The organism is Streptomyces liliiviolaceus (assembly GCF_018070025.1).
In the GTDB taxonomy this organism is placed as follows: domain Bacteria; phylum Actinomycetota; class Actinomycetes; order Streptomycetales; family Streptomycetaceae; genus Streptomyces; species Streptomyces liliiviolaceus.
The window spans coordinates 2,368,272-2,392,247 of the sequence record NZ_JAGPYQ010000001.1 but is presented as its reverse complement, the minus strand read 5'-3'; the positions used below and the strand labels follow the sequence as shown (position 1 = coordinate 2,392,247).

General features: G+C 72.1%; 17 protein-coding genes. 11 read left to right on the top strand and 6 right to left on the bottom strand.

Annotated elements, in window-relative coordinates:
* Positions 1-53 precede the first annotated feature (53 nt).
* From J8N05_RS10565 to J8N05_RS10545, 5 genes are all read left to right on the top strand, one after another.
* Positions 54-2,318, top strand: coding sequence for a bifunctional glycosyltransferase/CDP-glycerol:glycerophosphate glycerophosphotransferase (locus tag J8N05_RS10565; RefSeq protein WP_210882165.1), 2,265 nt, complete (start codon positions 54-56; stop codon positions 2,316-2,318).
* A 60-nt stretch (positions 2,319-2,378) separates the two neighbouring features.
* Entirely contained in the window at positions 2,379-3,338 is a 960-nt protein-coding gene (locus J8N05_RS10560) for a class I SAM-dependent methyltransferase (RefSeq protein WP_210882164.1), read from the top strand.
* Positions 3,339-3,469: 131 nt separating this feature from the next.
* Positions 3,470-5,689 carry a bifunctional glycosyltransferase/CDP-glycerol:glycerophosphate glycerophosphotransferase gene (locus J8N05_RS10555; protein ID WP_210882163.1) on the top strand — a complete coding sequence of 740 codons (2,220 nt, stop codon included), beginning with the start codon at positions 3,470-3,472 and terminating at the stop codon, positions 5,687-5,689.
* A gap of 62 nt (positions 5,690-5,751) precedes the next feature.
* On the top strand, positions 5,752-7,980 hold the full coding sequence (locus tag J8N05_RS10550; protein ID WP_210882162.1) for a bifunctional glycosyltransferase/CDP-glycerol:glycerophosphate glycerophosphotransferase: 2,229 nt from the start codon (positions 5,752-5,754) through the stop codon (positions 7,978-7,980).
* A complete protein-coding gene (locus J8N05_RS10545) occupies positions 7,977-9,317 on the top strand; it encodes a hypothetical protein (protein WP_247706221.1) in 1,341 nt (446 codons plus the stop codon). The genes J8N05_RS10550 and J8N05_RS10545 overlap by 4 nt, the downstream gene beginning before the upstream one ends.
* Before the next feature lie 243 nt (positions 9,318-9,560).
* On the opposite strand, the gene J8N05_RS10540 is transcribed toward J8N05_RS10545, so the two are convergent.
* Positions 9,561-9,974: an organic hydroperoxide resistance protein gene (locus J8N05_RS10540; protein ID WP_210882161.1), complete on the bottom strand. Its 414-nt coding sequence runs from the start codon at positions 9,972-9,974 to the stop codon at positions 9,561-9,563.
* A gap of 137 nt (positions 9,975-10,111) precedes the next feature.
* Between J8N05_RS10540 and J8N05_RS10535 the strand changes: the two genes are divergently transcribed.
* Entirely contained in the window at positions 10,112-10,600 is a 489-nt protein-coding gene (locus J8N05_RS10535; RefSeq protein WP_210882160.1) for a MarR family winged helix-turn-helix transcriptional regulator, read from the top strand.
* On the opposite strand, the gene J8N05_RS10530 is transcribed toward J8N05_RS10535, so the two are convergent.
* A complete protein-coding gene (locus J8N05_RS10530; protein WP_210890118.1) occupies positions 10,548-12,203 on the bottom strand; it encodes a glycosyltransferase family 39 protein in 1,656 nt (551 codons plus the stop codon). The genes J8N05_RS10535 and J8N05_RS10530 overlap by 53 nt on opposite strands.
* A 228-nt stretch (positions 12,204-12,431) precedes the next feature.
* On the opposite strand from J8N05_RS10530, the gene J8N05_RS10525 reads away from it, so the two are divergent.
* The 3 genes from J8N05_RS10525 to galE all read left to right on the top strand — a co-directional run bounded on the left by J8N05_RS10525 (position 12,432) and on the right by galE (position 16,456).
* Positions 12,432-13,688 carry a glycosyltransferase family 87 protein gene (locus J8N05_RS10525; protein WP_210882158.1) on the top strand — a complete coding sequence of 419 codons (1,257 nt, stop codon included), beginning with the start codon at positions 12,432-12,434 and terminating at the stop codon, positions 13,686-13,688.
* A gap of 68 nt (positions 13,689-13,756) precedes the next feature.
* Positions 13,757-15,412 carry a glycosyltransferase family 2 protein gene (locus J8N05_RS10520; RefSeq protein WP_210882156.1) on the top strand — a complete coding sequence of 552 codons (1,656 nt, stop codon included), beginning with the start codon at positions 13,757-13,759 and terminating at the stop codon, positions 15,410-15,412.
* Between the two features lie 63 nt (positions 15,413-15,475).
* A complete protein-coding gene (gene galE, locus J8N05_RS10515; protein ID WP_210882155.1) occupies positions 15,476-16,456 on the top strand; it encodes a UDP-glucose 4-epimerase GalE in 981 nt (326 codons plus the stop codon).
* Between the two features lie 98 nt (positions 16,457-16,554).
* Here galE and J8N05_RS10510 read toward each other — a convergent pair whose 3' ends face one another.
* Both J8N05_RS10510 and J8N05_RS10505 read right to left on the bottom strand, forming a co-directional pair.
* Positions 16,555-16,776 (bottom strand): hypothetical protein, encoded by a 222-nt coding sequence (locus J8N05_RS10510; RefSeq protein WP_055517933.1) that lies wholly within the window; start codon positions 16,774-16,776, stop codon positions 16,555-16,557.
* Between the two features lie 152 nt (positions 16,777-16,928).
* The gene (locus J8N05_RS10505; protein WP_210882154.1) at positions 16,929-17,657 is read right to left on the bottom strand and encodes a TetR/AcrR family transcriptional regulator; all 729 of its coding nucleotides are present in this window, start codon (positions 17,655-17,657) and stop codon (positions 16,929-16,931) included.
* 188 nt (positions 17,658-17,845) lie between these two features.
* Here J8N05_RS10505 and J8N05_RS10500 point away from each other — a divergent pair, with 188 nt between their 5' ends.
* Positions 17,846-18,778, top strand: coding sequence for an ABC transporter permease (locus tag J8N05_RS10500; RefSeq protein WP_210882153.1), 933 nt, complete (start codon positions 17,846-17,848; stop codon positions 18,776-18,778).
* On the top strand, positions 18,771-19,583 hold the full coding sequence (locus J8N05_RS10495) for an ABC transporter ATP-binding protein (RefSeq protein WP_210882152.1): 813 nt from the start codon (positions 18,771-18,773) through the stop codon (positions 19,581-19,583). Before J8N05_RS10500 ends, J8N05_RS10495 begins: the two co-directional genes overlap by 8 nt.
* Positions 19,584-19,700: 117 nt before the next feature.
* Here J8N05_RS10495 and J8N05_RS10490 read toward each other — a convergent pair whose 3' ends face one another.
* Both J8N05_RS10490 and J8N05_RS10485 read right to left on the bottom strand, forming a co-directional pair.
* Positions 19,701-20,822, bottom strand: coding sequence for a glycosyltransferase (locus tag J8N05_RS10490; protein WP_210882151.1), 1,122 nt, complete (start codon positions 20,820-20,822; stop codon positions 19,701-19,703).
* Positions 20,819-23,719, bottom strand: coding sequence for a bifunctional glycosyltransferase/CDP-glycerol:glycerophosphate glycerophosphotransferase (locus tag J8N05_RS10485; protein WP_210882150.1), 2,901 nt, complete (start codon positions 23,717-23,719; stop codon positions 20,819-20,821). Before J8N05_RS10485 ends, J8N05_RS10490 begins: the two co-directional genes overlap by 4 nt.
* Positions 23,720-23,976 lie beyond the last annotated feature (257 nt).

Here is a 23,976-nt window from a genome sequence, read left to right as displayed (position 1 = left end):
ACCCCTTCGGCCGTTGCCGGGCAATATGGCCGCGCCGATCCCATGGATGTCCCTTGCCCCGGTTCAGTGTCATTGTCCCCGCGTACCAGGTCCAGGCGTATCTGCACGAGTGCATGGCATCGGTTCTGGAACAGTCGTTCACCGACCTGGAGTTGATCGCCGTCGACGACTGCTCGCCGGACGCCTGCGGTGCGATCGCCGACGAGTTCGCGGCCCGTGACTCGCGGGTGAGGGCCGTCCACCTCAAGGAGAACGTGGGCCTCGGCCGGGCCCGCAACGCGGGAATGCGGGCCGCGACCGGCGACTACCTGATCTTCCTGGACGGCGACGACAGCCTCACCCCGCACGCGCTGCGGGACATCGCCGACCGCGTCAAGGAGACCGGCGACCCGGACGTCCTGGTCTACGACTACGCGCGCACCTTCTGGTCGGGCGAGACGGTCCGCAACGTCCGGGCGGGGCAGCTCCACGAGGAGGGTCCGGCGCCGTTCAGCCTCGACGACCGGCCGGGTCTGCTGGACGTCCTCATGGTGGTGTGGAACAAGGCGTACCGCAGGGAGTTCGTCGAGCGGGAGCGGTTCGCGTTCCCGCCCGGCTACTACGAGGACACGCCCTGGACGTACCCGGTCCTGATGGCGGCGAGGACCATCGCGACGCTCGACCGGGTCTGCGTCCACTACCGGCAGCGGCGGCAGGGCAACATCCTCGGCACGACCAGCGGCAGGCACTTCGACATCTTCGACCAGTACGACCGGGTCTTCGCCCATCTCGACGCGCACCCCGAGCTGGCGCGCTGGCGGCCGATCCTGTTCCAGCGGATGGTCGACCATCTGTCGGCCGTGTTCCTCAAGCGCGACCGGCTGCCGCGGGGCTCCCGCGCCGCGTTCCTGCGCAAGGCCCGCGCCCACTACGCCCGCTACCGCGTACGCGACGCAGGTGTCCCCTCCCGCAACCGGCTGCGGCACGCCCTCGTACGGTTCGGCAGCCATCGCACCTACCGCGCCCTGTGGACGGCGACGCGGCTGAAGAGACGGGCGGCGCGGCTCGCCGGGGCGCTGGCCCGCGGGGTCCGGACGGCCTCGCTGCGGCTGCACTACGGCGTCCAGCGGCTGCTGCCCGTGCGGGCCGACCGCGCCGTCTTCGCGGGCCGTGCGGGGCGCGGTCACGGCTGCAACCCGGGGGCGCTGGAGGCGGCGTTCCGTACGCACGCCCCGGGGATGCGCACCGCGTGGGTCGCGGCCTCCGGCTTCCATCACACGGTCCCGACGGGCACGCGCAGGCTGACGCCGGGTTCCGCCGCCTACTGGACGGCCCTGGCCCGGTCCAAGTACGTCGTCGGCAACGCCGGTTTCGACCGCCGGCTGGTCAAGCGGCGCGGCCAGATCCTCGTCCAGACGCAGGCCGGCACCCCGCTCAAGCACATGGGCCTGGACCTCCAGGACCGTCCGGCGGCGGCGCGGGACACGGACTTCGCCGAGGTGCTGCGCGACGCCGACCGGTGGGACTACTGCCTGTCCGGCAACCGCCACTCCACCCTCGTCTGGGAGCGCGTCTTCCCGGCCGCGTACACGATGCTGGAGTACGGCCAGCCCCGTAACGACGTCTTCCAGCGGGCCACTGCGGCCGAGGTGGCCCGGCTGCGCGAGTCGCTCGGCATCCCGGAGGGCACGGTCGCGGTCCTGTACGCGCCGACGCACCGCGACTACCGCCGCACCCAGCGCACCGCGCTCGACCTGGAGCGGGTGCTGCGCCGGCTCGGCCCGCGGTTCGTCCTGCTGACCCGCGCCCACCCCTCATACGGGGCCCCGCTGGCCCGTGGTGGCGGCCGGCTGATCGACGTGAGCGACCATCCGAGTGTCGAGTCGCTCTGCCTCGCCTCGGACGCGCTGGTCACGGACTACTCGTCGCTGATGTTCGACTACGCGGGCCTCGACCGCCCGATCGTGCTCCTCTCGGACGACCCCGAGGCGTACGAGGCCGCCCGCGGGACCTATTTCGACCTGCGGGCCTTCCCGCCCGGCGCGATCGCCCGCAACGAGGACGAGCTGATCGACATCTTCGCGACCGGCCACTGGCGCGGTTCGCGCTCCGCGCAGCTGAGGTCCGCCTTCCGTGAGCGGTTCTGCCCGTACGACGACGGGCGGGCCGCCGAGCGGATCGTGCGCCGGGTCGTGCTCGGCGAGACGGCCGGGCTGCCCGCGGTGGTGCCGCCGGAAGAGCGCCGTCCGGTGCCGTCCGCGGCCGCCGGGAACACCCCCTCGCCCCTCGCCTCCGTCCCGACACCCGGAGTTTCCGTTCCCGTCGTTGACAGACCCTGAAGCACTCCGGTCCCATCCCCAGGCACAGGAATTCCACAGACCCCGTTTTACGGAGTACTCATGACTTCCAGCACCACCGAACTGCCCCGGCCCAAGGCCCTGTCGGAGGTCAAGGGCTGGTTCCGGGCCGTCGACCAGCAGCTGTTCGACTGGTTCCTGTCCGGGCAGATGGACCGGGCGCAGCGGGGCGACCTGCTCGAACTGGGCGCGTACATGGGCAAGAGCGCGATCTTCATGGCCTCGTACCGACGTGCCGAGGACGCCTTCACGGTGTGCGACCTCTTCGACTCGGTCGCGCCGGACTCCGCCAACCTCAAGGAGATGAACAAGTCGTACTCGACGCTCACCAGGCGGGCGTTCGAGGCGAACTTCTCCGCGTTCCACGAGAGGCTGCCGGAGGTCGTCCAGGCTCCGACGTCGGTGGTCGCCGACCGTGTCGCGGACGACAGCTGCCGCTTCGCGCACATAGACGCCTCGCACCTGTACGAGCACGTGTACGGGGACATCGAGGCCGTGCGGGACATCCTCCTGCCCGACGGCGTGGTCGTCCTGGACGACTACCGCGCGGAGCACTGCCCGGGGGTCGCCGCCGCCACCTGGGGGGCGGTCGCCGCGCTCGATCTGCACCCCATATGCGTGACCGGCACGAAGTTCTACGGCACGTGGGGCGATCCGGAGCCGCTGCGCGACGCGCTGCTGGAGTGGCTGGCGGCCCGTGACGACATGTGGCACGAGGTGCAGCAGGTCGCGGGGCACGGAATGATCCGCATAGACGGCAGGAAGGCCACCGAGCCGAAGCACCCGGTCTCCCGGTACTCGGCCGAGGAGGAACCTGCCGCGGCAGACGGCACCGGAGCGCCGGACGTCCCGGTCCAGCACGCCGCGTCGTCCCGGCCGGCGCCCGCGCGGCCCGCCACGACCGCCCCGCCCCGCCGCCCCGGCCGTGCCCGCGCACTCGCCAAGGACCTGCTCCCGCCGATCGTCACGAGGGCACTGGCAAGGCGCCGCCGCGGGCGCTGACACCGCCGGCGGCGGGAGCGCCCTCCCGGGCCCTCACCACGGGCCGCCGCGCGTGCTGCCGTCCCGGCGGGTCCGTCACCCCGCCGGGACGGCGGCACCACACAGCACAGACAGAAAGAGCACCACATCACATGCCCCGCTTCAGCATCATCGTCTCCGTCCACGACGTCGCGGGGCGGCTCCCCACGACCCTCGACCCGGTGCTCACCCAGTCCTTCACCGACTTCGAGCTGATCGCGGCCTGCGCGGACCCGGACTCGCCCGCGGGCGCGCTCGCCGCCGAGTACGCCGGGCGGGACGCCAGGGTCGTCCGGGTCACCGGCACCCGCGAGGCCGGACTGCGGGCGGCCGACGGGGCGTACGTGCTGTTCCTGGACGCGGGTGACGTGCTGACACCGGGGGCGCTGGCCGGGATCGACGCACGGCTGCGGGAGAGCGGCGGGGCCGCCGGGTCCGAAGCGGGGGCCGGGAGCGGGGCCGAGATCGATGTGCTGCGCCTGGGCCATGAGCGGGTGCCGTGGTGGGAGGGCGAGCCGGTCGCGGAGCTGTTCGAGGACGGGGACCCCGCCGACGTACGGCTGCCGGTCTGGGCCACCGTCCACCGCCGCGCCTTCCTCCGCGATCACGGGCTCGCCTTCCCCGAGGGCCGGTACGCGGACCTCGGCTGCTCCGGTCTCGTGGCGCTCGCGGCCGGCGGGACCGCCGTACTGCGCACGGTGTGCGTACGGCGCACCGAACGCAGGCAGGCGGGCGGCACGACGACGGGCCCGCGAGCCGGAGCCACCGCCGCCGGACTCCTCGACCAGGTCGAGCTGGTGCTGGACCGGGCCGCCGCGCAGGGCCTCCCCGACGACGCCGACGCCGACGCCGACGACCGGGCGCGCGCCCTCCGCTCACAGCTCTTCGACCAGCTCTTCGCCGAGGTCCTCGACACGGCGGCCACCGCTCCCCGCGGCCGGGCCTTCTTCCGCCGCGCGGGCAGGCTCTACCGGCGGTACCGCCCGGCGGGCCACCGCGCCGGGACGGTGCGGGCCCGGCTGCTGCGGCGGGGCGCGTACACGGCGTTCCGGGCGCTCCCGGCCCTCAACCGGCTGACGGCGCGGGCGCGGGCGTACGCGGGCCGCTCGGTGCTGCGCAGGCGCCGCGCCCTGACGTACGCGTGGTACCTCCGCAGGCCGCTGGACGAGAACCTCGCCGTGTTCGCCGCCTACTGGGGACGCGGCTACGCCTGCAACCCGGCGGCGATCCACCGCAAGGCGCGCGAACTCGCCCCGCACATCCGGTCGGTGTTCCTGGTGAAGGAGAAGGAACTGCCGCACATGCCGGACGACGTGGAGAGCGTGGTGATCGGGAGCAGACGGTACTGGGAGGTGATGGCGCGGGCGAAGTACACCTTCAACAACGTCAACTTCGAGCACGCCGTGGTCAAGCGCCCCGGCACCGTGCACGTCCAGACCCACCACGGGACCCCGCTGAAGCGGATGGGCGTCGACCAGATCGAGTACCGGGCCGTCGCGGCGGCCACCGGGAGCTTCGGCAAGCTGATGCGGCGCGTGGACCGCTGGGACTGCTCCCTGTCCTCCAACGCCCACTCCACGGAGGTCTGGTCGGGCGCCTACCCGAGCGCCTTCGAGCACCTGGAGTACGGCTATCCGCGCAACGACCGCTTCTACACGGCGGCCCCCGGCGAGGTCGCCGCGATCCGCGAACGGCTCGGCGTCCCCGAGGGCCGGGTGGCGCTGCTGTACGCGCCGACCTACCGGGACTATCCGCGGGACGTGTCGGCGCAGTTCGACCTGGCGCGGTTCTGCGCGGAGCTGGGCGAGGAGTTCGTGGTGCTGCTGCGCGCGCACTACTTCCTCGACGGCGACGCCGGTCTGCGGCAGGCCGTGGCGGACGGCCGGCTGATCGACGTGACGTCCCTGCGGGACACCGAGGACGTCTGTCTGGCCTCGGACGCGCTGATCACGGACTACTCGTCGATCATGTTCGACTACGCCAACCTCGACCGCCCCATCGTCACGTACGCCGACGACTGGGACGTCTACCGGGACACCCGGGGCGTCTACTTCGACCTGCTCGCCGAGCCACCGGGCCATGTCGCCCGTACGCAGCGGGAGTTGATCGAGGTCCTCACGTCGGGCCGGTGGGCGGACGGGCGGTCCGCCGCGCTGCGGTCCGCCTTCCGTGAGCGGTTCTGCGAGTTCGACGACGGACAGGCCGCCGAACGGGTCGTACGGCGGGTGCTGCTCGGGCAGCCCGAGGAGGAGCTGCCGGCGCCGATCCCCCTGCGCGAGCGCCTGCCCGCACCGGCCGCCGCCGTGTCACGCCCCCGCACACCGGCGCGCTGATGGGCGCCTCGACGCCCTCACCCGCTCCCGCGCCCCAGCAAGCTCCCGGACCTGGAAGTGCCATGCCCCGCTTCAGCATCGTCGTGCCCGTCCACAACGTGCAGGGCTACCTGCGCACCTGTCTGGAGTCGGTCCTCGGCCAGTCGTACGGCGACTTCGAGCTGATCGTCGTCGACGACCGCTCCCCGGACGGGAGCCCGGCGATCATCGACGAGTTCGCGGCCCGCGACGAGCGGGTCGTGGCGGTGCACCTGCCCGTCAACGGCGGTATCGGCCCGGCCCGCAACCACGGCGCGAAGCTGGCGCGCGGCGAGTACCTGCTCTTCCTGGACAGCGACGACAGCTACACCCCGGGCACCCTGCGGGCGATCGCCGAGCGCATCGACGCCACCGGCCGGCCGGACATCGTGCTGTTCGACTACGCGCGCACCCACTGGTACGGCGCGGTGAAGCGCAACCGGGACGCGGAGATGTTCGCCGCGCCGGGCCCTGAGGTGTTCACGGTCGCCGAACGCCCCGAACTGCTCGACCTGTTCACGGTCGTGTGGAACAAGGCGTACCGCCTCGACTTCTTCCGCGAGGGCGGCTTCACCTTCCCCACCGGCTTCTACGAGGACGCGGTGATCGTCTACCAGACGCTGTGGACGGCCCGCACGATCACCCTCGTCGACCGGATCTGCGTGTACTACCGCCAGCGCCGCCAGGGCAACGCGATGCGCACGCCCAGCCGGGAGCACTTCGAGGTGTTCGCGCAGTACGAGCGGCTGTTCCGGTTCCTCGGGGAGCGGCCGGAGCTGGAGCGGTGGCGCGGTTTCCTCTACGACCACATGGCGGACCACTACCTCTTCATCCTGCGCCAGGCGGACCGCGTACCGCCGTCGTCGCGTCCCGAGTTCCACCGGCGGGCGGCCCGGGACCTGCGCGCGTACCGGCCGGACGGGCACCGGCCCGGCGCGCAGATCCCGCGGACGTCGTTCACGCTGCTCGCCCGCGCCCCGTACGCCCTCTACGCGCTGCACCGGGTCGCCGCCGTGAAGCGTGCCGGGCTGCGCAGGCGCCGCCTCGCGTGGCGGCGACGGCTGCGCAGGGTGCTGCTGGCGCTGCACCGGCGGCTGGTGCTGCGCCGCCCGCTCGACCGCAACCTCGCCGTGTACTCGGCTTTCTCGCACCGGGGCGTCCTCGGCGACCCGGCCGCGATCCACCGCAAGGCGCAGGAGCTCGCCCCGCACATCCGGTCCGTGTGGGTGGTCGGCAAGGACCATGTGGCCGCGCTGCCGCCGGGCGTCGACCACGTCCTGCCGGGCAGCCGCGCCTACCGCAGGGTCACGGCACGCGCCGGCTACCTGATCAACAACGTCAACTGGGCGAACGATCTGGTCAAACGCAGGGGCTCCGTCCACATCCACACCCACCAGGGCACCCCGGTGAAGTCGATGGGCGCGGATCTGCTGAAGTACCCCGGCGCGCGGCGCGGCTTCAGCGTCCCGAAGATGCTGCGGCGCGCCGACCGCTGGGACTACAGCCTGGTCGCGAACCCGCACTCCGAGCTGGTCTGGGACCGCGCCTACCCCTGCGGCTACACGTCCCTGCGCTCGGGCAGCCCGCGCAACGACTGCCTGGTCCGCCCCGAGGAGGGCCGCCGCGCATCCGTACGGCAGCGCCTCGGCGTCCCGGACGGGAGCACCCTGCTCCTGTACGCGCCGACGAAACGGGACCACCGGCAGGGCGGTTACGCACCGGCCCGCGACCTGGAACGCCTGATCGCGGGGCTGCCGGGCGACCACGTCCTGGCGGTCCGCCTGCACCCGTCCCTCGCCCAGCACCACGAACGCGGCCTCGGCCTGCGGGACCTGGCCGCGCGCGGCCTCCTCCTGGACGTCACCGACGAACCGCACGTCGAGGATCTGCTGCTCGCCTCCGACGCGCTGATCACCGACTACTCCGCCCTGATGTTCGACTACGCGCACCTCGACCGGCCGATCGTCCTGCACGCCTACGACCTGGACACGTATCTCGCCGCGCGGGGCACGTACTTCGACGTCACCGAGCATCCGCCGGGCCATGTCACCCGCGACGAGGACGAACTGGCGCGGCTGTTCGCGTCGGGCGCGTGGCGGGACGAGGAGTCGACCCGGCTGCGGACCGCCTTCCGGTCACGGTTCGGCGGCTACGACGACGGGCGGGCCGCGGAGAGGGTCGTACGGACGCTGATGCTCGGCGAGGACCTGGCGGCACCCATGGTCCCCGCGCCCGCAGCCGGTGCTCCGAGCGACGCGCTGACCCGCTCATGAAGGCCCGCCCCGCCGCGTGGGTGCTGTTCCTCGCCGCCCTGTTCGGCTGCCTTCAGCTCGCCAACGTCACCGGCCGGGACACCCCCGACAGCCGCAACTACCTGTCGTACGCGCTGAGTCTGGGCGGCGCCGACAAGACTCAGGCGGCGGACCGCAGCATCGCGTACGTGTGCGCGAGCCGGGGCGAGACGGCCTCCCGCAACCACAGCGTGGACGTCCGGCGCTTCCGTGCCCCCGATCCGGGGCCGGGCATCCGGGCGGAGTGCGACCGCTACTACCACTGGAGCGTCGGCCGGCGGCTCGACGCGGGCCAGACGTCCGGCTGGACGGCACCCTTCATGAGCGAGCGGTTCATGCGGATCTTCGAGGTGCGGCCCGGCTATCCGCTGCTGCTCCTGCCGTTCGTGACGGTGTTCGGCGTGACGTGGGGGCTGTGGGCGGCGGGGGTGTGCGTCGCGGCGGCCGGCGGCGTGCTGGTGTTCCTGGTCCTGCGGACGCTGGACGTGCCGGTGGGACCCGCGCTGGCCGGGCAGGCGCTGTACTACGTGCTGCCGACGGGCGTCACCGCGATGCGGCCCATGACCGAGGGCACGATGCTGGCGCTCACCCTCGCGGCGCTGTGGGGCTGCGCGCTGGTGCTGCGCGGGCGGCGGGCGGGCCCCGTGGTCGCCCTCTCCCTGGCGCTGCTCTTCACCGTGAAGCACTCGCAGGCACTGTTCCTGGCGGTGTGTCTGGCCGGGGCGTGCTGTGTGATCGGCGTCCACCGCAGGAGGTCGGGGCGGCCGGTCGGGGACGCCGTGAAGACGCTGCTGAAGGTGACGGTGGGGGCGGCTGCGGGAACGGTCCTGCTCGCCCGGCTCCTGCACTACCCCTCGGAGTCGGACAGCCTCCAGGACCTGCTCACCGACCACTTCTTCCGGCCGGACCGGGAGCGGCCCTGGCGGGAGTTCCTCCACCTGGAGGTCAACTTCTGGATCGAGTGGCTGCGCCGCCAACTGGCCGAGCCGCTGTTCCTGGTGCTGGTCGGGGCGGGGGTCTGGGCGGCGCTCCGGGCGCGGCCGGCGTTCGGGGTGCTGCTGGTCGGCGCCGCGTCGACCGGGGTGCTGAGCATGGCCGCACACCCCGACATCGCCATCGACCGCCTGATGGTGATGGCGTGGCTGGCTGCGGTGGTGGGGGTACCGCTGTGGTGGGCGGGGGATGATTTCCGCCCCGGCCGCCCCTACCCGTTCCCGTCACTGACTCGGAGGCTCCGCCCCCGAACCCCCACTGGAGGACTTAGCCTGCGGGCCGGCGGGGGCGCGCCCAAAGGATTGCGCAGTTCCCCGCGCCCCTGAAGGACGAGGCCCTGTGTCGGCCGACGGCCGGTGGGGGCGGGCCCAAAAGATTGCGCAGTTCCCCGCGCCCCTGAAGGACGAGGCCCTGTGTCGGCCGACGGCCGGTGGGGGCGGGCCCAAAAGATTGCGCAGTTCCCCGCGCCCCTAGGTGCCTCGGGGCGCGGGGAACTGCGCAAAGGGGGGCGAGGGGGCGCAGCCCCCATGCGTGGACGGGAACGGGTAGGGGCGGCGGGGCGAGGAAAACTACTCGACGACCAGCTCGACCGGCACGTTCCCCCGCGTAGCGTTCGAGTAAGGGCACACCTGGTGAGCCTGCTCGACCAGCTTCCGCCCGGTCTCCGCGTCGACAGACTCCGGCAGCTCCACCCGAAGCGTGACCTTGAGGGCGAACCCTTCCCCCTCCTTGCCGATCCCGACCTCCGCGGTCACCGCCGCGTCACTGACATCGACCTTCGCCGAACGCCCCACCAGCGCGAGCGCACTGGCGAAACACGCCGAGTACCCGGCGGCGAACAGCTGCTCGGGGTTCGTCCCCTGACCGTTGCCGCCCATCTCCGTCGGAATGCCGAGCTGCAGGTCGAGCTGCCCGTCGGAGCTGTAGGCGCGGCCGTCACGGCCGTGGGTGGCGGTGGCTACGGCGGTGTAGATCGCGTCCATGGAAACCATCCCTCTCAAAGGTCATTCAAGGTCCACATCGGGCCCGCGGCCTGTGGTTCCCGGCCGCCGACAACCACAAGTAGAGCACACAATTAAATTGTGCACAACTAAATGACGTGCCGAGGTACCCTGGAGCCATGACCACGACGCCCGTGTCCGAGGACCCCCAGGACGACTTCCTCCGCCTCGACCAGCAGATCTGCTTCTCCCTGAACGCCGCCTCGCGCGCCTTCGGGAGTCTGTACCGCGTCGTCCTGAAGGATCTGGGCCTCACCTACCCCCAGTACCTGGTCATGCTCGTCCTGTGGGAGCACGGCGACCTGCCCGTGAAGAAGGTCGGCGAGCACCTGCGGCTCGACTCCGGCACGCTGTCGCCGCTGCTGAAGCGACTGGAGACGGCCGGTCTCGTACGCCGTGAGCGCAGCGCCCTGGACGAGCGGTCCGTGATGGTCGGGCTCACCGGCGAGGGCACGGCCCTGCGCGAGCGGGCGCTGCGCGTACCGCGCCGGATCGCCGCCGCGACGGGCTTCGAGCTGGCGGAGATCGAGGACCTGCGGACCCGGCTCGACCGGCTCACGGGCGCGCTGGACGCGGCGGCGCTGGAGGAGACCCCGGGCTGCGAGTGACCCCGGCCGGGCCCGCCGCCACGGACCTGCGCACATAGAGCCGCATGACCGACGCCTTGCGCACGTACTCGGCCCGCGGCACGAACTCCCCCTCCAGGAGGGCGAGTTTGACCTGTTCGGCGGGGACCGGCGGATACCAGCCGGGCCGCAGCGCGTACGGCTCGGCGACCACCCACACGCGGTCGAGCCCGTCGAGCCGGCGGCGCAGTTCGCCGGGAGAGGTCTCGCGTCCGTAGAGGGTTCCGGAGACGGGCCCGGGCTCGCGCAGCGCGATGTCCGCCGTACCGCGGAAGCCCTTCGGGTACGCCACCGCCGCGCGTCTGGCGAGCGCCGGGAGGAAGAGCACGGGGTCGCCGTGGCTCATCCGCCGGGCCGCCGCGGCCGAGACGGCGGCGAGGTCGTCGGGGCGCCGGGCGGGGTCCCGGTCCGCGCGCAGGACGGGAAGCTGCGCGACGAGGGCGAGGGCGACGCCGCACACTCCGAGGCATGTGACGGCGTACGGGTGGACGTGTCGCGGCGTCCGGCGGCCGTACAGCCGGGCCGCCGCCCCGGCCAGCCGTTCCGCGCCCGCCGCCGCCAGCAGGGGTGCGCCCGCGAGCGCGTACAGCACATAGCGGTCGTCGTAGAGCGGCCAGTGGCGCGAGACGGCGAGGAGGGTCGCGGGCGGCACGAGCAGCAGCGGGAGGGCGACCGCGGGGAGGGAGAACGCGCCGCGGCGGGCGAGCGGCCCGCGCAGGGCGAGGACGATCAGCAGCAGATACGGGCCGAGGACCAGCGGGGTCGGCCCCGCGAACGACCGCAGCAGCGCCTCGACCGCGGCGCCATCGGGAGCCCTGAGCCACGCCACCTGCCCCGCCTGCCCATGGGAGACCACTGCCAGCGGAACCACCACGAGAACCACACCGGCGACGGCCCGCCCCCACCCCCACCACACATCCCGCGACACCCGCGCAAGCACCAACGTCCCCGCATGCGCGAGCAGAACCAGCACGGCGAACTCATGCAGCAACACGGTGACCCCGACAACACCCCCATAGACACCCCACCCCCACCCAGGGACACGGGAAACGGCGCGACAAGCCCCCACCCGCCCGCACCCAACACACGACCGCAGGACCCCGATAGGGGCGCGGGGAACTGCGCGACAAGCCCCCACCGCCCCGCACCCGACACACACCCCCGTCCCGGAGGGCCAACCCCCCGACCCCGCCGCCCGCACAAGCAAAAACGTGGCCCCCGCCACCCCCGCGGAGACGAGCGCATAAGCCCGCCCCTCCTGCGCGAAGTGCCCCACCACCGGCGTCACCGCGTACAACAACCCCGCCCACAACCCCACCCGCGGACGCGCAAGCCGCACCCCCAGCGCCGCCACGAGGCTCGCCGTCACCGCCGCCGCGCAGAGCGAGGGCAGGCGCAGCGCGACCTCGCCGGGACGGACGGCGAGGACGGGGTGCATGAGGAGGTAGTAGAGCCCGTGCACCGCGTCCACGGAGTGCAGCAGATGCCAGATCTGCGGCAGCGACCGCCGCGCCACCTGGAAGGTGACCGCCTCGTCACGCCACATCCCGCCCCGGTCGATCCCCCACAGGCCGATCACGAACATGACGACCCCGGGCACGACCACGGCCCCGACGACACCGAAGCCGGAGCCGGGGCCGGGGCCGGAGCCGGGGCCGGAGCCGGAGCCGGAGCCGGAGCCGGAGCCGAAACCGACAGCACCCCTCGAACGCTTGACGATCATGCGCCAGATCTTGTGCTAATAGCTGACCTTTGCCGCTGATCGACTCGTCATCAGCCGTTATGAGTCACCTTGCGGCTTACGATCCCCCGGATGATCCCCCGGAAGAAGCTCCCGACCCTCGCCGCGACCTGGTCGGCCACCCGCGCCCTGATGCTCTGGCTGCTCTCCCAGGACGGCCGCACCCCCCTCGGCGTCGGCGGCGTCGCACGCGAGGTGCACGAGCTGTACGCCCGCTGGTACGGCGTCCTCGCCACCGGCACGTTCCCCTCCGGCGACCGCCTGTGGCAGTACCCGCCGGGCGCGGGCCCCGTCCTGCTCTCCCCCGGACTGCTGCCGGGGCTGACGTACTTCCAGGCGTTCGTGACCCTCACCCTGGCCACCGACCTGCTGGTCGCCGTCGTCCTCACGCGCGCGGGCACCCGCCCCGGCCGCAGTCTGCGCGGCGCGGCGCTGTGGACGGCGGCCCTGCCCCTCCTCCTGCACATCCCCCTCGCGCGCTACGACGTGCAGGTCACCGCCTTCGCCGTGGTCTCCCTGCTGGCGTTGTCGCGCTCCACGCGCGCGTGCGGCGCGTTCGCCGCGCTCGGCGCCCTGGTGAAGGTGTGGCCCGCGCTGACCCTGATCGGCACGCCCCGGGGCCGTACGACGAAGGAGGCGTGGACGTCGGCGGCCGTCACCGCGGGCGCGCTGCTGCTGACGCTCGGCGCGCTCTTCCGCGACCCGTTCGACTTCCTGCACCAGCAGAGCGGCCGGGGCGTGCAGATCGAGTCGCTCGGCGGCACGGCCCTGTCCCTCGCCCGTCACGCGGGCTGGCCGGGGCAGGTGGGCTACCGGTACGGCGCCATGGAGTTCACCGGCCCGTACGTCACCTCGATCGCCGCGGTGTCGCTCGCGCTCACCGTCGCGGCCTTCGGCGCGCTGCTGCTGTGGCGGCTGCGCGCCCGGCACTGGACGCCGGCGACCCCGTACGACGCCGCGCTGAGCGCCGTGCTCCTGTTCACGGTGACGAGCCGGGTCATCAGTCCCCAGTACCTGGTGTGGCTGATCGGGCTGGCCGCCGTGTGCCTGACCTCGCGGCACACCACGCAGCGCCCGGTCGCGACGCTGGTCGCCGCGGCGGCGGCGGTCAGCTCGCTCGCGTACCCCGTCCTGTACGACGACGTCGTGGCCTGCACCTGGACGGGCACCCTGCTGATGCTCGTCCGCAACGGCCTGCTGGTGACGGCCGCCGGGCTCTCCTTCCACCGCTTGTGGACGGCCGGGCTCCGACCCGCCGGACCCCGGCCCGCGGAAACGCGCCCCGCGCCCGATCGACACCGCCCCCACGAGACGGTGGGCGCCCCTTGAGCGAGTGCCCCTAAAGGGGATTTTGCCCGCATTAACTACTATTGCGTCTCGTGGAAGCCGTACGAGCCATGCAAGCCAGAACGCCTCACGCCCCCCGACCGCACCGGGCGCAGGTGAGCGTCGTCGTCATCGGGTACGAGGACGCCGCCCATGTGGGGGACGCGGTGCGCTCGGCCCTGGCGCAGGGGCCCGCGGTCCGTGAGGTGATCGCCGTGGACGACTGCTCGACCGACGGCAGCGCGCACCTCCTGGACCGCCTCGCGTCGGACGAGCCGCGCCTGAGGGTCGTCCGCCGCGAGGTCAACAGCGGCGGCTGCGGCAGCCCGCGCAACGACGGCATCGACGCCGCCACGGCCCCGTACGTGATGTTCCTCGACAGCGACGACGTACTGCCGCCGGGCGCGGTGGACGCCCTGCTGACGGCGGCCACCGGACGCGGCACCGAGGTCACGGCGGGCCTGTGCGTGCGCCGCGAACTGCCCTCCGGCCGCGAGGTCCGCTGGCAGCCCGAGCTGTACGCGGGGGCCGCCCTGGTGACCCGCCCCTCGCGCCGCGTCCGCCTGGTCCACGACACGCTGTGCGTCAACAAGCTGTACCGCACCGGCTTCCTGCGCGAGCACGGCATCCGCTTCCCCGAAGGCCGCTTCCCCTACGAGGACTTCGTCTTCACCGCGCGCGTGCTCGCCGCCCGTCCGCGCATCGCGCTGATCCCGGACACGGTCTACGTCTGGCACGTGCGCCGCGACGCCGAACGCCTGTCGATCTCGCTGGACAGGTCGGGCGTCGACAACTGGCGCGCCAGGATCACCGCCCACGCCCTGGCGTACGACGTCCTCCTCGCCGCCGGTGAGAAGCGGCTGGCCCGCGCGTCCCGGGCGCGGTTCCTCGACCACGCCCTGCGGATGTACGTGCGCGAGCTGGATCTGCGCGGGGCCGTGTACCGGCGCGAGTGGTGGGCCCTCACGCGCGCCTACCTCGCGACGTTCGACGCGGCCGACTTCGCGCTGGCCCCGGCGCCCGGCAGGGTGATCGCCCAGGTGGTGCTGGCCTCCGAGAAGCCGCGCGACCTGACCCGCATCAAGGAGGTCGCGGCGCGTCCGGCCCGGCTGCGGCCCCCGTACGCGCGGGCGAAGGACGGTACGCCAATCTGGTCGGCCGACCTGCCCCACGTCACCCTGGAACACCTCCTGCACCGGCCCGTACGCGTCCTGCCCATGGCCGTCGACGCGGAACTGCGGCCCCGCGCGCGCGGCACCCGGCTGCGGCTGCGCCTGCACGAGCTGTACGGGCGGATGGCGGACGCGGCACCGGCGACCGTGGACGCCGAGTTCGTGCACCGGGGGGACGGGCGGACGGGCCTCACGCTCACCGCACGCTTCCACGCGGACGACATCGACCCCGACACCATCGGCTCCGGCTCCATCGGTTCCGGCGTCGACTCCTGGACGGCCGAGGCGCCGGCCGACCTCGCGGCGCTCGGCTCCGGCACCTGGGACCTGCGGCTGTGCCTGCGCTTCCACGACGGCACGACCCGCGAGACCACCGCGCACGCGAGCACGGGCCCCGGCCTGCTGCGCCGGACGATCCTGCCGAGCGTCCGGCACGGGGTCCTGCTCGTCCAGCCGTACGCGACCCACGCGGGCTCGCTCGCACTGCGGATCGCGCCGGGGCTGCGGGGGACGGCGGCCGTGCTGGGCCGCAGACTGAAGCGTTTGCTTCACTGATCCGTATCCGCACCATGAGGGACACACGAGTACGCACGAGTACACACGAGGGGACGGCCGTAGATGACCTGGCTGATCACCGGCGGCGCCGGCTACATCGGGGCGCACGTCGTCCGCGCGATGACCGAGGCGGGCGAACGGACCGTGGTGTACGACGACCTGTCCACCGGGATCTCCGAACGCGTCCCGGACGGGGTGCCGCTCGTCGTCGGCTCGACCCTGGACGGGGAGCGGGTCGCGCGGGCGCTGCGGGACCACGCGATCACCGGTGTCGTGCACCTGGCGGCGAAGAAGCAGGTCGGCGAGTCGGTGGACCTGCCGCTGCACTACTACCGCGAGAACGTCGAGGGGCTGCGTGTGCTGCTGCAGGCGGTCACGGCCGCCGCGGTGCCGTCCTTCGTGTTCTCGTCCTCGGCCGCGGTGTACGGCATGCCCGACGTCGACCTCGTGACCGAGGAGACGCCCTGCGTGCCGATCAACCCGTACGGGGAGACCAAGCTCGCCGGGGAGTGGCTGGTGCGGTCCACGGGCCGCGCGCACGGGCTGTCGACGGCCTGTCTGCGCTACTTCAACGTGGCGGGCGCGGCGGCGCCGGAACTGGCCGACGTGGGCGTCTTCAACATCGTGCCGATGGTCTTCGAGAAGCTCACGCGGGGCGAGCCGCCCCGGATCTTCGGCGACGACTACGCGACCCCGGACGGCACCTGCGTGCGCGACTACATCCACGTCGTCGACCTGGCGGAGGCCCATGTGGCGGCGGCCAGGCGGCTCGCCGCGGCCCCCGGCACCGAGCTGACCCTCGACATCGGGCGCGGCGAGGGCGTCTCGGTCCGCCGCATGATCGACCGCATCAACGAGCTCACCGGCCACACGCTCGCGCCCACGGTGACCCCGCGCCGGCCCGGCGACCCGGCGCGGGTCGTGGCCTCCGCCGAACGCGTCGCCGCGGAACTCGCCTGGAAGGCCAAGTACGGCCTCGACGACATGATCACGTCGGCCTGGGAGGGCTGGCTACGGCTCCACCCGCAGGCACGGCACGGCTAGGAGCCGCCGCACCGCTGCGCGGCTCGCGGCTCCGAAACACACTCGCCGCGGGCCGGAGGTGGTCCTGGGCCGCGGCGAGGGTGTGCTGACGCGATCCGTCAGAGCTTGTCCATACGGGTGTAGGGGCTGACGATACGGGCCTGGCGGGAGCCGAAGTCGACGAGCATCGCGATGCCCTCCTCGACGCCGACAATCCTGCCCAGGCCGAACTGGTCGTGCGTCACACGGTCACCCAGGGCGAAGTGCTTGGCGACCGGGACAACCGGAGCTTTGAAGGGACTGGTGGACAGGTGGCGCCGGGGCGCGGATGGCTTCGTCATCGTGTTTCCAGTATGCGCCCCCGGAGGGCCCGAGAGTGAGGCGTGGATGACAACGATCCGGTCGCTGCGGGGCCTCGGAGCCTCCCGGGAGGTACCCGGAGCAGGGCGGCAGGCGCCGCCGAACCGCAGGTGGAACGGCCGTCTCCGGTCCTCTACAGCGCCCTGAGAGCCGCCGCCGTGGCCCGGGTCAAGCTCTCCAGATATCCCTTCGGCGGCTTTGGGCCACGGATCACCACCGCGCGCCAGTACAGCGGTCCCGACATCAGGTCGAGAGCCAGTTCGCCGTCGACGTCCGCACGGATCTCACCGCGCGCCCGGGCCGCCTCGACGATGCCGTTGGCGACGCCCGCCTGCCCCTCGCGCAGCGCTTTCTGCAGGGCCTCGGCGATCTCCGGGTTGCGGGCCGCCTCGGCCTGAAGATCCGGGATGACCTGCGAGGCGACAGGGTGACGCAGGGCGCGTGAGGTGACCTCGTACAGCAGGCGCAGATCGCCCTCCAGGGTGCCCGTGTCGGGTGCGGGCAGCCCCTGTACGGCGATCGCGGAGACCAGGTCGAGCACCAGGTGCAGCTTGGAGCGCCACCGGCGGTAGACGGCGGTCTTGCCGACGCCCGCGCGGCGCGCGATCCCCTCGATGGACATGCGCGCGTATCCGACGGCCGCGAGTTCCCCGAAGACGGCGGCCCTGATCGCCTCCGTGACGTCCTCCCGGAGGACGGCCGCCCCGGCGGGGGCCCGGCGGCGCGGCTGCGGCTTCGCCTCCGACTCCGGCCGCTCCGGCCGCTCGGGCCGCTCCGGCCGCGACTGCGGCGGCAACTCCGGCTGCTGAGGGCTCTGGGGTGCTCCGTCGGCATCGGCGTTCGTCGTCATGCGGACCAGCATAGAGGCGTGACGACGAAACGGTTGCGTTCCGACGTCGGATCGGCCTACGCTCACGTGACGACGATACGGTCCCGTCCCGACGTAAAGCCGTCCCCAATCGCAGCTCAACCGCAGGCAAAGAGCCCTCGAAGGGCCCCAGTTCGCCCCTTCCTCCCTCTCCGCCCCTCCCCCGAGTGAAAGCAGCGGATGTGAGTCAGGTCCTCGACACACCGTCCTCGGCGCCCCCGCCCCCGGCGCCGGTCCTGCCCGACGACGACCCCGCGGCACTCGCCGCCCGCCACGGCCTCACCGTCAGCGGCGCACGGCCCACCCTGTCCGCGTACGTCCGCCAGCTGTGGGCGCGCCGGCACTTCATCACCGCGTTCGCCACGGCCAAGCTCACCGCCCAGTACAGCCAGGCGAAGCTCGGCCAGGTCTGGCAGGTGGCCACCCCCCTGCTGAACGCGGCGGTCTACTACTTCATCTTCGGCGTCCTGATGGGCACGAGCCGGGGCGTGCCGGACTACGTTCCGTTCCTGGTCACGGGCGTGTTCGTGTGGACGTTCACACAGAGCTCGATCATGGCGGGCACCCGGGCGATCTCCGGCAGCCTCGGCCTGGTCCGCGCCCTGCACTTCCCGCGGGCCGCGCTCCCGGTGTCGTACGCGCTGCAACAGCTTCAGCAGCTGCTGTTCTCGATGGCCGCGCTGTTCGTGATCCTGCTCTGCTTCGGTGTGCCCGTCGGCGTGTCCTGGCTGCTGGCCGTGCCCGCGCTGGCACTTCAGTTCGTGTTCAACGCGGGCGTGGCGATGATCGTGGCCCGGCTGGGCGCCCGGACACCGGACATCGCACAGCTGATGCCGTTCCTGCTGCGGACCTGGATGTACGTCTCCGGGGTCATGTGGAGCATCGACCGGGTGCTCGCCGGCCACCCGGACCTGCCGCGGATCGTGCTGCTCGCCCTGCGGTGCAACCCGGCCGCCGTCTACATCGACCTCATGCGGTTCGCGCTGATCGACTCGTTCCACGCGAGCCAGCTGCCCCACCACGTGTGGGCACTCGCGGTCGGCTGGGCCCTGCTCGCCGGCGTCGGCGGCTTCATCTACTTCTGGAAGGCTGAGGAGACTTACGGCCGTGGCTGAACAGAGCGCAGTGACCGACCGGGTCGGTCGGATCCCCACCGTCGTCGCCGACCGCGTCGACATCGTCTACCGCGTCAACGGCACGGGCGTGGGGCGGGGCAGCGCCACCGCCGCGCTCAACCGCATCCTGCGTGGGAAGAAGGCCGAGCAGGCGTCGGGCGTGCGCAAGGTGCACGCCGTCAGGTCCGTCTCCTTCACCGCGTACCGGGGTGAGGCGATCGGCCTGATCGGCACGAACGGTTCGGGCAAGTCCACCCTGCTCAAGGCCGTCGCCGGCCTGCTGCCCGTCGAACACGGCCGTATCTACACGGACGGCCAGCCCTCCCTGCTGGGCGTCAACGCCGCGCTGATGAACGACCTCACCGGCGAACGCAACGTCTACCTGGGCGGGCTCGCGATGGGCATGTCCCGCGAGCAGGTGCGCGAGCGCTACCAGGAGATCGTCGACTTCTCCGGGATCAACGAGAAGGGCGACTTCATCACCCTGCCGATGCGCACGTACTCCTCCGGGATGGCGGCGCGACTGCGGTTCTCCATCGCCGCCGCGAAGGACCACGACGTGCTGATGATCGACGAGGCCCTCGCGACGGGGGACCGCTCCTTCCAGAAGCGCTCCGAGGCCCGGATCCGGGAGCTGCGGAAGAGTGCGGGCACGGTCTTCCTGGTGAGCCACAACAACAAGTCGATCCGGGACACGTGTGATCGGGTGCTGTGGCTCGAACGGGGGGAACTCCGTTTGGACGGCCCCACGGAGGAAGTCCTCAAGGAGTACGAGAAGTTCACGGGGGGTGGGGGGAAGGGGTAGTTCGGCTGCGGGCGAGTGGGGGCTGGTCGCGCAGTTCCCCGCGCCCCCACTGCCCAGGGGCGCGGGGAACTGCGCGGGTGCCCCCCACCGGCCCGCACCCGACGCACAACCGGGACCTCACCGTTCAAGAAACGCGAACAACCCCTCCCACCTGCTCACGATCTCGGTCGTCGTATAACGCTGGATATTGACGCGGGCCGCCTCGCCCATCCCGTCCCGCAGCGACTTGTCGGACATCAGGACATCCAGCCGCCGAGCCAGCTCCCCCGTGTTGCCGAGACCCGCAAGGAGCCCGTCCACCCCGTCGTGGACGATCTCCCGCACACCCGGCGCGCAGTCGAACGCCGCACACGGCACCCCCATCGCCATGGCCTCCATCAAGGCGAGCGGAAACCCCTCGCCCCGGGAGGACAGGGCGAAGACGGAACCGCCCCGCAGCGCCTCCGGCACATCGCTCGTACGCCCCATCCAGTCCACGCAGCCGTCCAGCCCGAGGGCCGTGCACTGCTTCTTCAGGATCTCCTCGTCCTCGCCCGAGCCGTAGATCCGCAGCCGCCAGTCGGGGTGGCGCGGCGCGACCTCCGCCCAGGTGTCGAGGAGCATGTCGATGCCCTTCTGGTCGTGCAGCCGCCCGATGCTGACGACCACGTTCCCGGTACGCGCCGACGGCACCTCCGGCATGAACGGCAGCGGATTCGGCATGTACGAGGCGTTGTTCATGCCCTGCCCGATCCACAGGTCGGCGTCCTCGCGGGTCAGCGCCAGCATGCGGTCGACGTCCCGGTAGTGCCTGCGCACCCGGTTGAAGCGCGAGGACGCCTTCGAGTACGCGTACGACTCGTGGCTCATCCCGATCACGGTCAGGCCGCGCGTGTCGGCCTGGGCGACCCACTCCATGGCCCACACCTGCGTGACGATCACGACCGCGCCGGGCCGTGCCGCCCGGAAGAGGGCGGTGAGCTTCGCGGCCTCCTCGCGCATGCTCGCCTCGCGCGCCCGGCCGGGCCGCGGCGGCTGTCCGGCGTACAGGGTCGTCGTCGGGTAGGGGATCTCGCCGAGTTCCTGGGGCACCTCGGACGGTGTGATGCCGACGACGTGGACGCGGTGGCCGCGTCCGGTGAACAGCCGGGCCATCTGGTGCGACCAGCTCGTCACCCCGCCCAGCTCGTCGACGCTGTTGGAGACGAAGAAGAGGTCCCGGCGCGGATCCGCGGTCGTGGGGGTGCCCTCGGCTGTCATGCGCGCCTCCACTGGGAGAAGAACTGGTCGACGATGCTCCGCGCGGCGGTACCCGTGTCGTACTCGCCGAACTCCGCGACGAAGCCCTCCCGTGCCTCCCGGTACTTGACCACCTGCTCGTCGAGGGAGGCGAGGGCCACGTACAGCTCCTCCTCGGTGCGCACGACGGGGCCCGGGGCCCGTTCGAGGAGGTCGAAGTAGGTGCCGCGGCCCTCGTGCACGTACTCCTCGTAGTCGTGGGCGAAGAAGAACAGCGGCCGGCCGAGGAGCGCGTAGTCGAACATCACGGACGAGTAGTCGGTGATCAGACCGTCGGCGAGCGCGAGCAGCGGCGTCACGTCGTGGTGGGCCGACACGTCGACGACGCGCCCGCGCACCGACGGCGGGAGCACGACGTGGTTGAGGTAGTGCGAGCGCACCAGCAGGACGTACCGGTCGCCGAACTCGTCGGCGAACCGCTCCACGTCGAAGGGCAGCTCGAACCGCCGCTGCCTGCCGCCGTGCTGCCGGAAGGTGGGCGCGTACAGCAGGACGGCTTTGTCGTCCGGGATCCCCAGCTCGGCGGCGAGCGGCCCGCGCTCCCGCACACCGGTCTCCTCCTCCCGCCCGCGGGCCGCCACGAGCGCGTCGTTGCGGGGGTAGCCCACGCGCAGCAGCGTGCGCTCCTTCAGCCGGAACGCACGGGCGAGGGTGCGTACGTCGTGCTCGGAGCGGATCAGGAACCGGTCGAAGCGGTCGAGGACGCGCTGCTGCTCCTGCTGCGCGCCCCGGGTCCTGAGCTTCCACTCCGCCTCGTCGAAACCCATCCGCTTGAGCGCCGACCCGTGCCAGGTCTGGATGTACGTGGTCTGCGGCCTCTTGGTGAGCTTCAGCGGATAGCTCTGGTTGTCGACCCAGAACTCCGCCCGCGCCAGCGCCTTCAGATAGGGCAGCGACCAGCGGCGTACGAGGGTCGCGTCGGGCGGGAAGCCCTCGGGGCGCCCTGCGTACGACCACACGGCGTCGAAGGCGAGATCCTGGCGCCGCATCTCCTCGTAGAGCGCCTTGGGGCTGTCGCTGTACTGCCGGCCCAGATGGCTCTCGAAGACGACCAGGCCCTTCTTCACGGGCAGCCGGCTGAACACCTCGTGGTAGACGCGGATCTTGGTGGCCCCGGAGGTGAGCCTGCGCCGCACCCCTTTCGCCTTCCGGTACCCGGACTTGGCGAGCCGGCCGGGCGTCCCCCGCACTCCCCTGCCGACGAGCGCCTCGACCCGCTCGCGGGTGACGACCCGGAAGGAGAGATGGCCGCGCGCGGAGACCTCGGGCTCGATATGGTCGGCGACCAGCCGGGTGAGCCGCGGCCGGACGGGCGACCGGCCGACGGCCAGACCGGGTTCGGAGGCGGTGAGACGGGTGGTGGTGCGCACCCCGTCGACGTCCAGACGCAGCCGTACGTCCCACACGGCGTCCACGACACCGAGGGGCCGCAGCCCGTGCGCGAGGTCGACCGACGCCTCCCAGGCGATGGACTCGCCCTCGTGCCGCAGCGTGCGGACGGGGAAACGGAAGGTCTGGAAGCGCACGCCCTTGCGGCGGGCGCCGAACTCCAGCTCGCCGGTGAGCCGCGCGCCGGGCGGGACGACACCGAGGGGGTTGGTGATGCGCCCGGCCAGCCGGACGGTACCGGGGGTGCCGGGGGTGCCTGCGGTACCCGCTCCCTCCTCGTACCCGGTCAGGACATTGCGCAGGAACATCTTCTCGACGGGTTTGACGTGATAGCCGAGTTCGGTGACATCGAGAACATGCCGAGCGAAGACTCCTTCTTCGTCCCTTTCGTCGATGTGCTCGGCACACCAGTAGACGCGGCCGTCGCGCTCGACGAGCGGTGAGGAGATCTTGTCGCGGTTGGTGAGGGTGTCCACGGCCGGCAGGAGGTTGTCCCAGTCGCTCCTGCTCAGCAGATAGGCGCAGATGGCGTGGATGGGCTCGACCTCGTCGAAGGCGGCCCGGTCGATGGAGTCCAGATAGCCGCGCGCGATGGCGGCGAACTCCTCCCGGTAGGAGGCGTCCCGGAACGGCAGATCGCGCAGATGCAGCACCAGGTCGTGCTTGAGGAACTTGACGTCCTTGAAGAACTTGAGCTCCGCCAGCCCCCGCTCGGCCAGCAGCCGGTCGACCCGCCGGTGGATCTCCATGCGGTGCGCGAAGTTGGCGATCTCGGCGCGGCGGTTGCTGATGGACTTGGCCGCGGCCTTGTCGACGACCCGCCAGTCGTAGACGCGGTTCGGGATGAGGGTGATCCTGCGGGCCGCCGCGTACGCCCGCGCGGAGAAGAGCAGGTCCTCGTAGTGAATGCCGACGGGGAACTCAAGCCCCTCCCCGACCAGGAACTCCCGGCGATAGCACTTGTTGGTGGACAGGGTGTCGAAGACCAGCAGGTCGGGCAGTTCGGAGACCGACTCCAGGGTGCGGGTGCGGGTGTAGAGCCAGGGGTACCACTTGACCTCCTTGCCGCCCCGCGAGTCGACGTGGACCCGTACGCACAGGCCGGAGACGAGATCGGCGCCGGTCGTCTCGGCCGCCTCCAGCATGTTCCGGCAGGCGTTGCGTTCCAGTACGTCGTCGCTGTCGAGGAAGACGACGTACGTGCCGCGGGCCTCGGCGATCCCGCGGTTGCGGGGCGCGCCGCAGCCTCCGCTGTTCTCGTCCAGCCGGAAGGCGCGTACGCGGCCGGGGTGCCGCGCGGCCAGCCCTCGCGCGACGTCGTACGAACGGTCCGTGCTCCGGTCGTCGACGATCACGACCTCGACGTTGCGCAGCGTCTGCTCCAGCACGGAGCGGACGGCTGTGTCCAGCCGGGCCTCGTCGTTGTAGACGATCACGACAACAGAGATGTCAGGACGATCCTCATTCATCCTATTTACCCTAAGCGCCCCCAGAGGATCCCCACACAGGAACTAGCCCGTACAGGGACATGCCCTCGCCCCCGCCGCCCCTACCCGTTCCCGTCCACGACTCAGGGGCTCCGCCCCCGAACCCCCGGTCCTCAAGCGCCGGACGGGCTGAGAGATTCGCGGACGGTCCGCGACACTCCAGCCCGTCCGGCGCTTGAGGACGAGCGCGCAGCGCGATCAGGGGGGCGAGGGGGCGCAGCCCCCATACGTGGACGGGA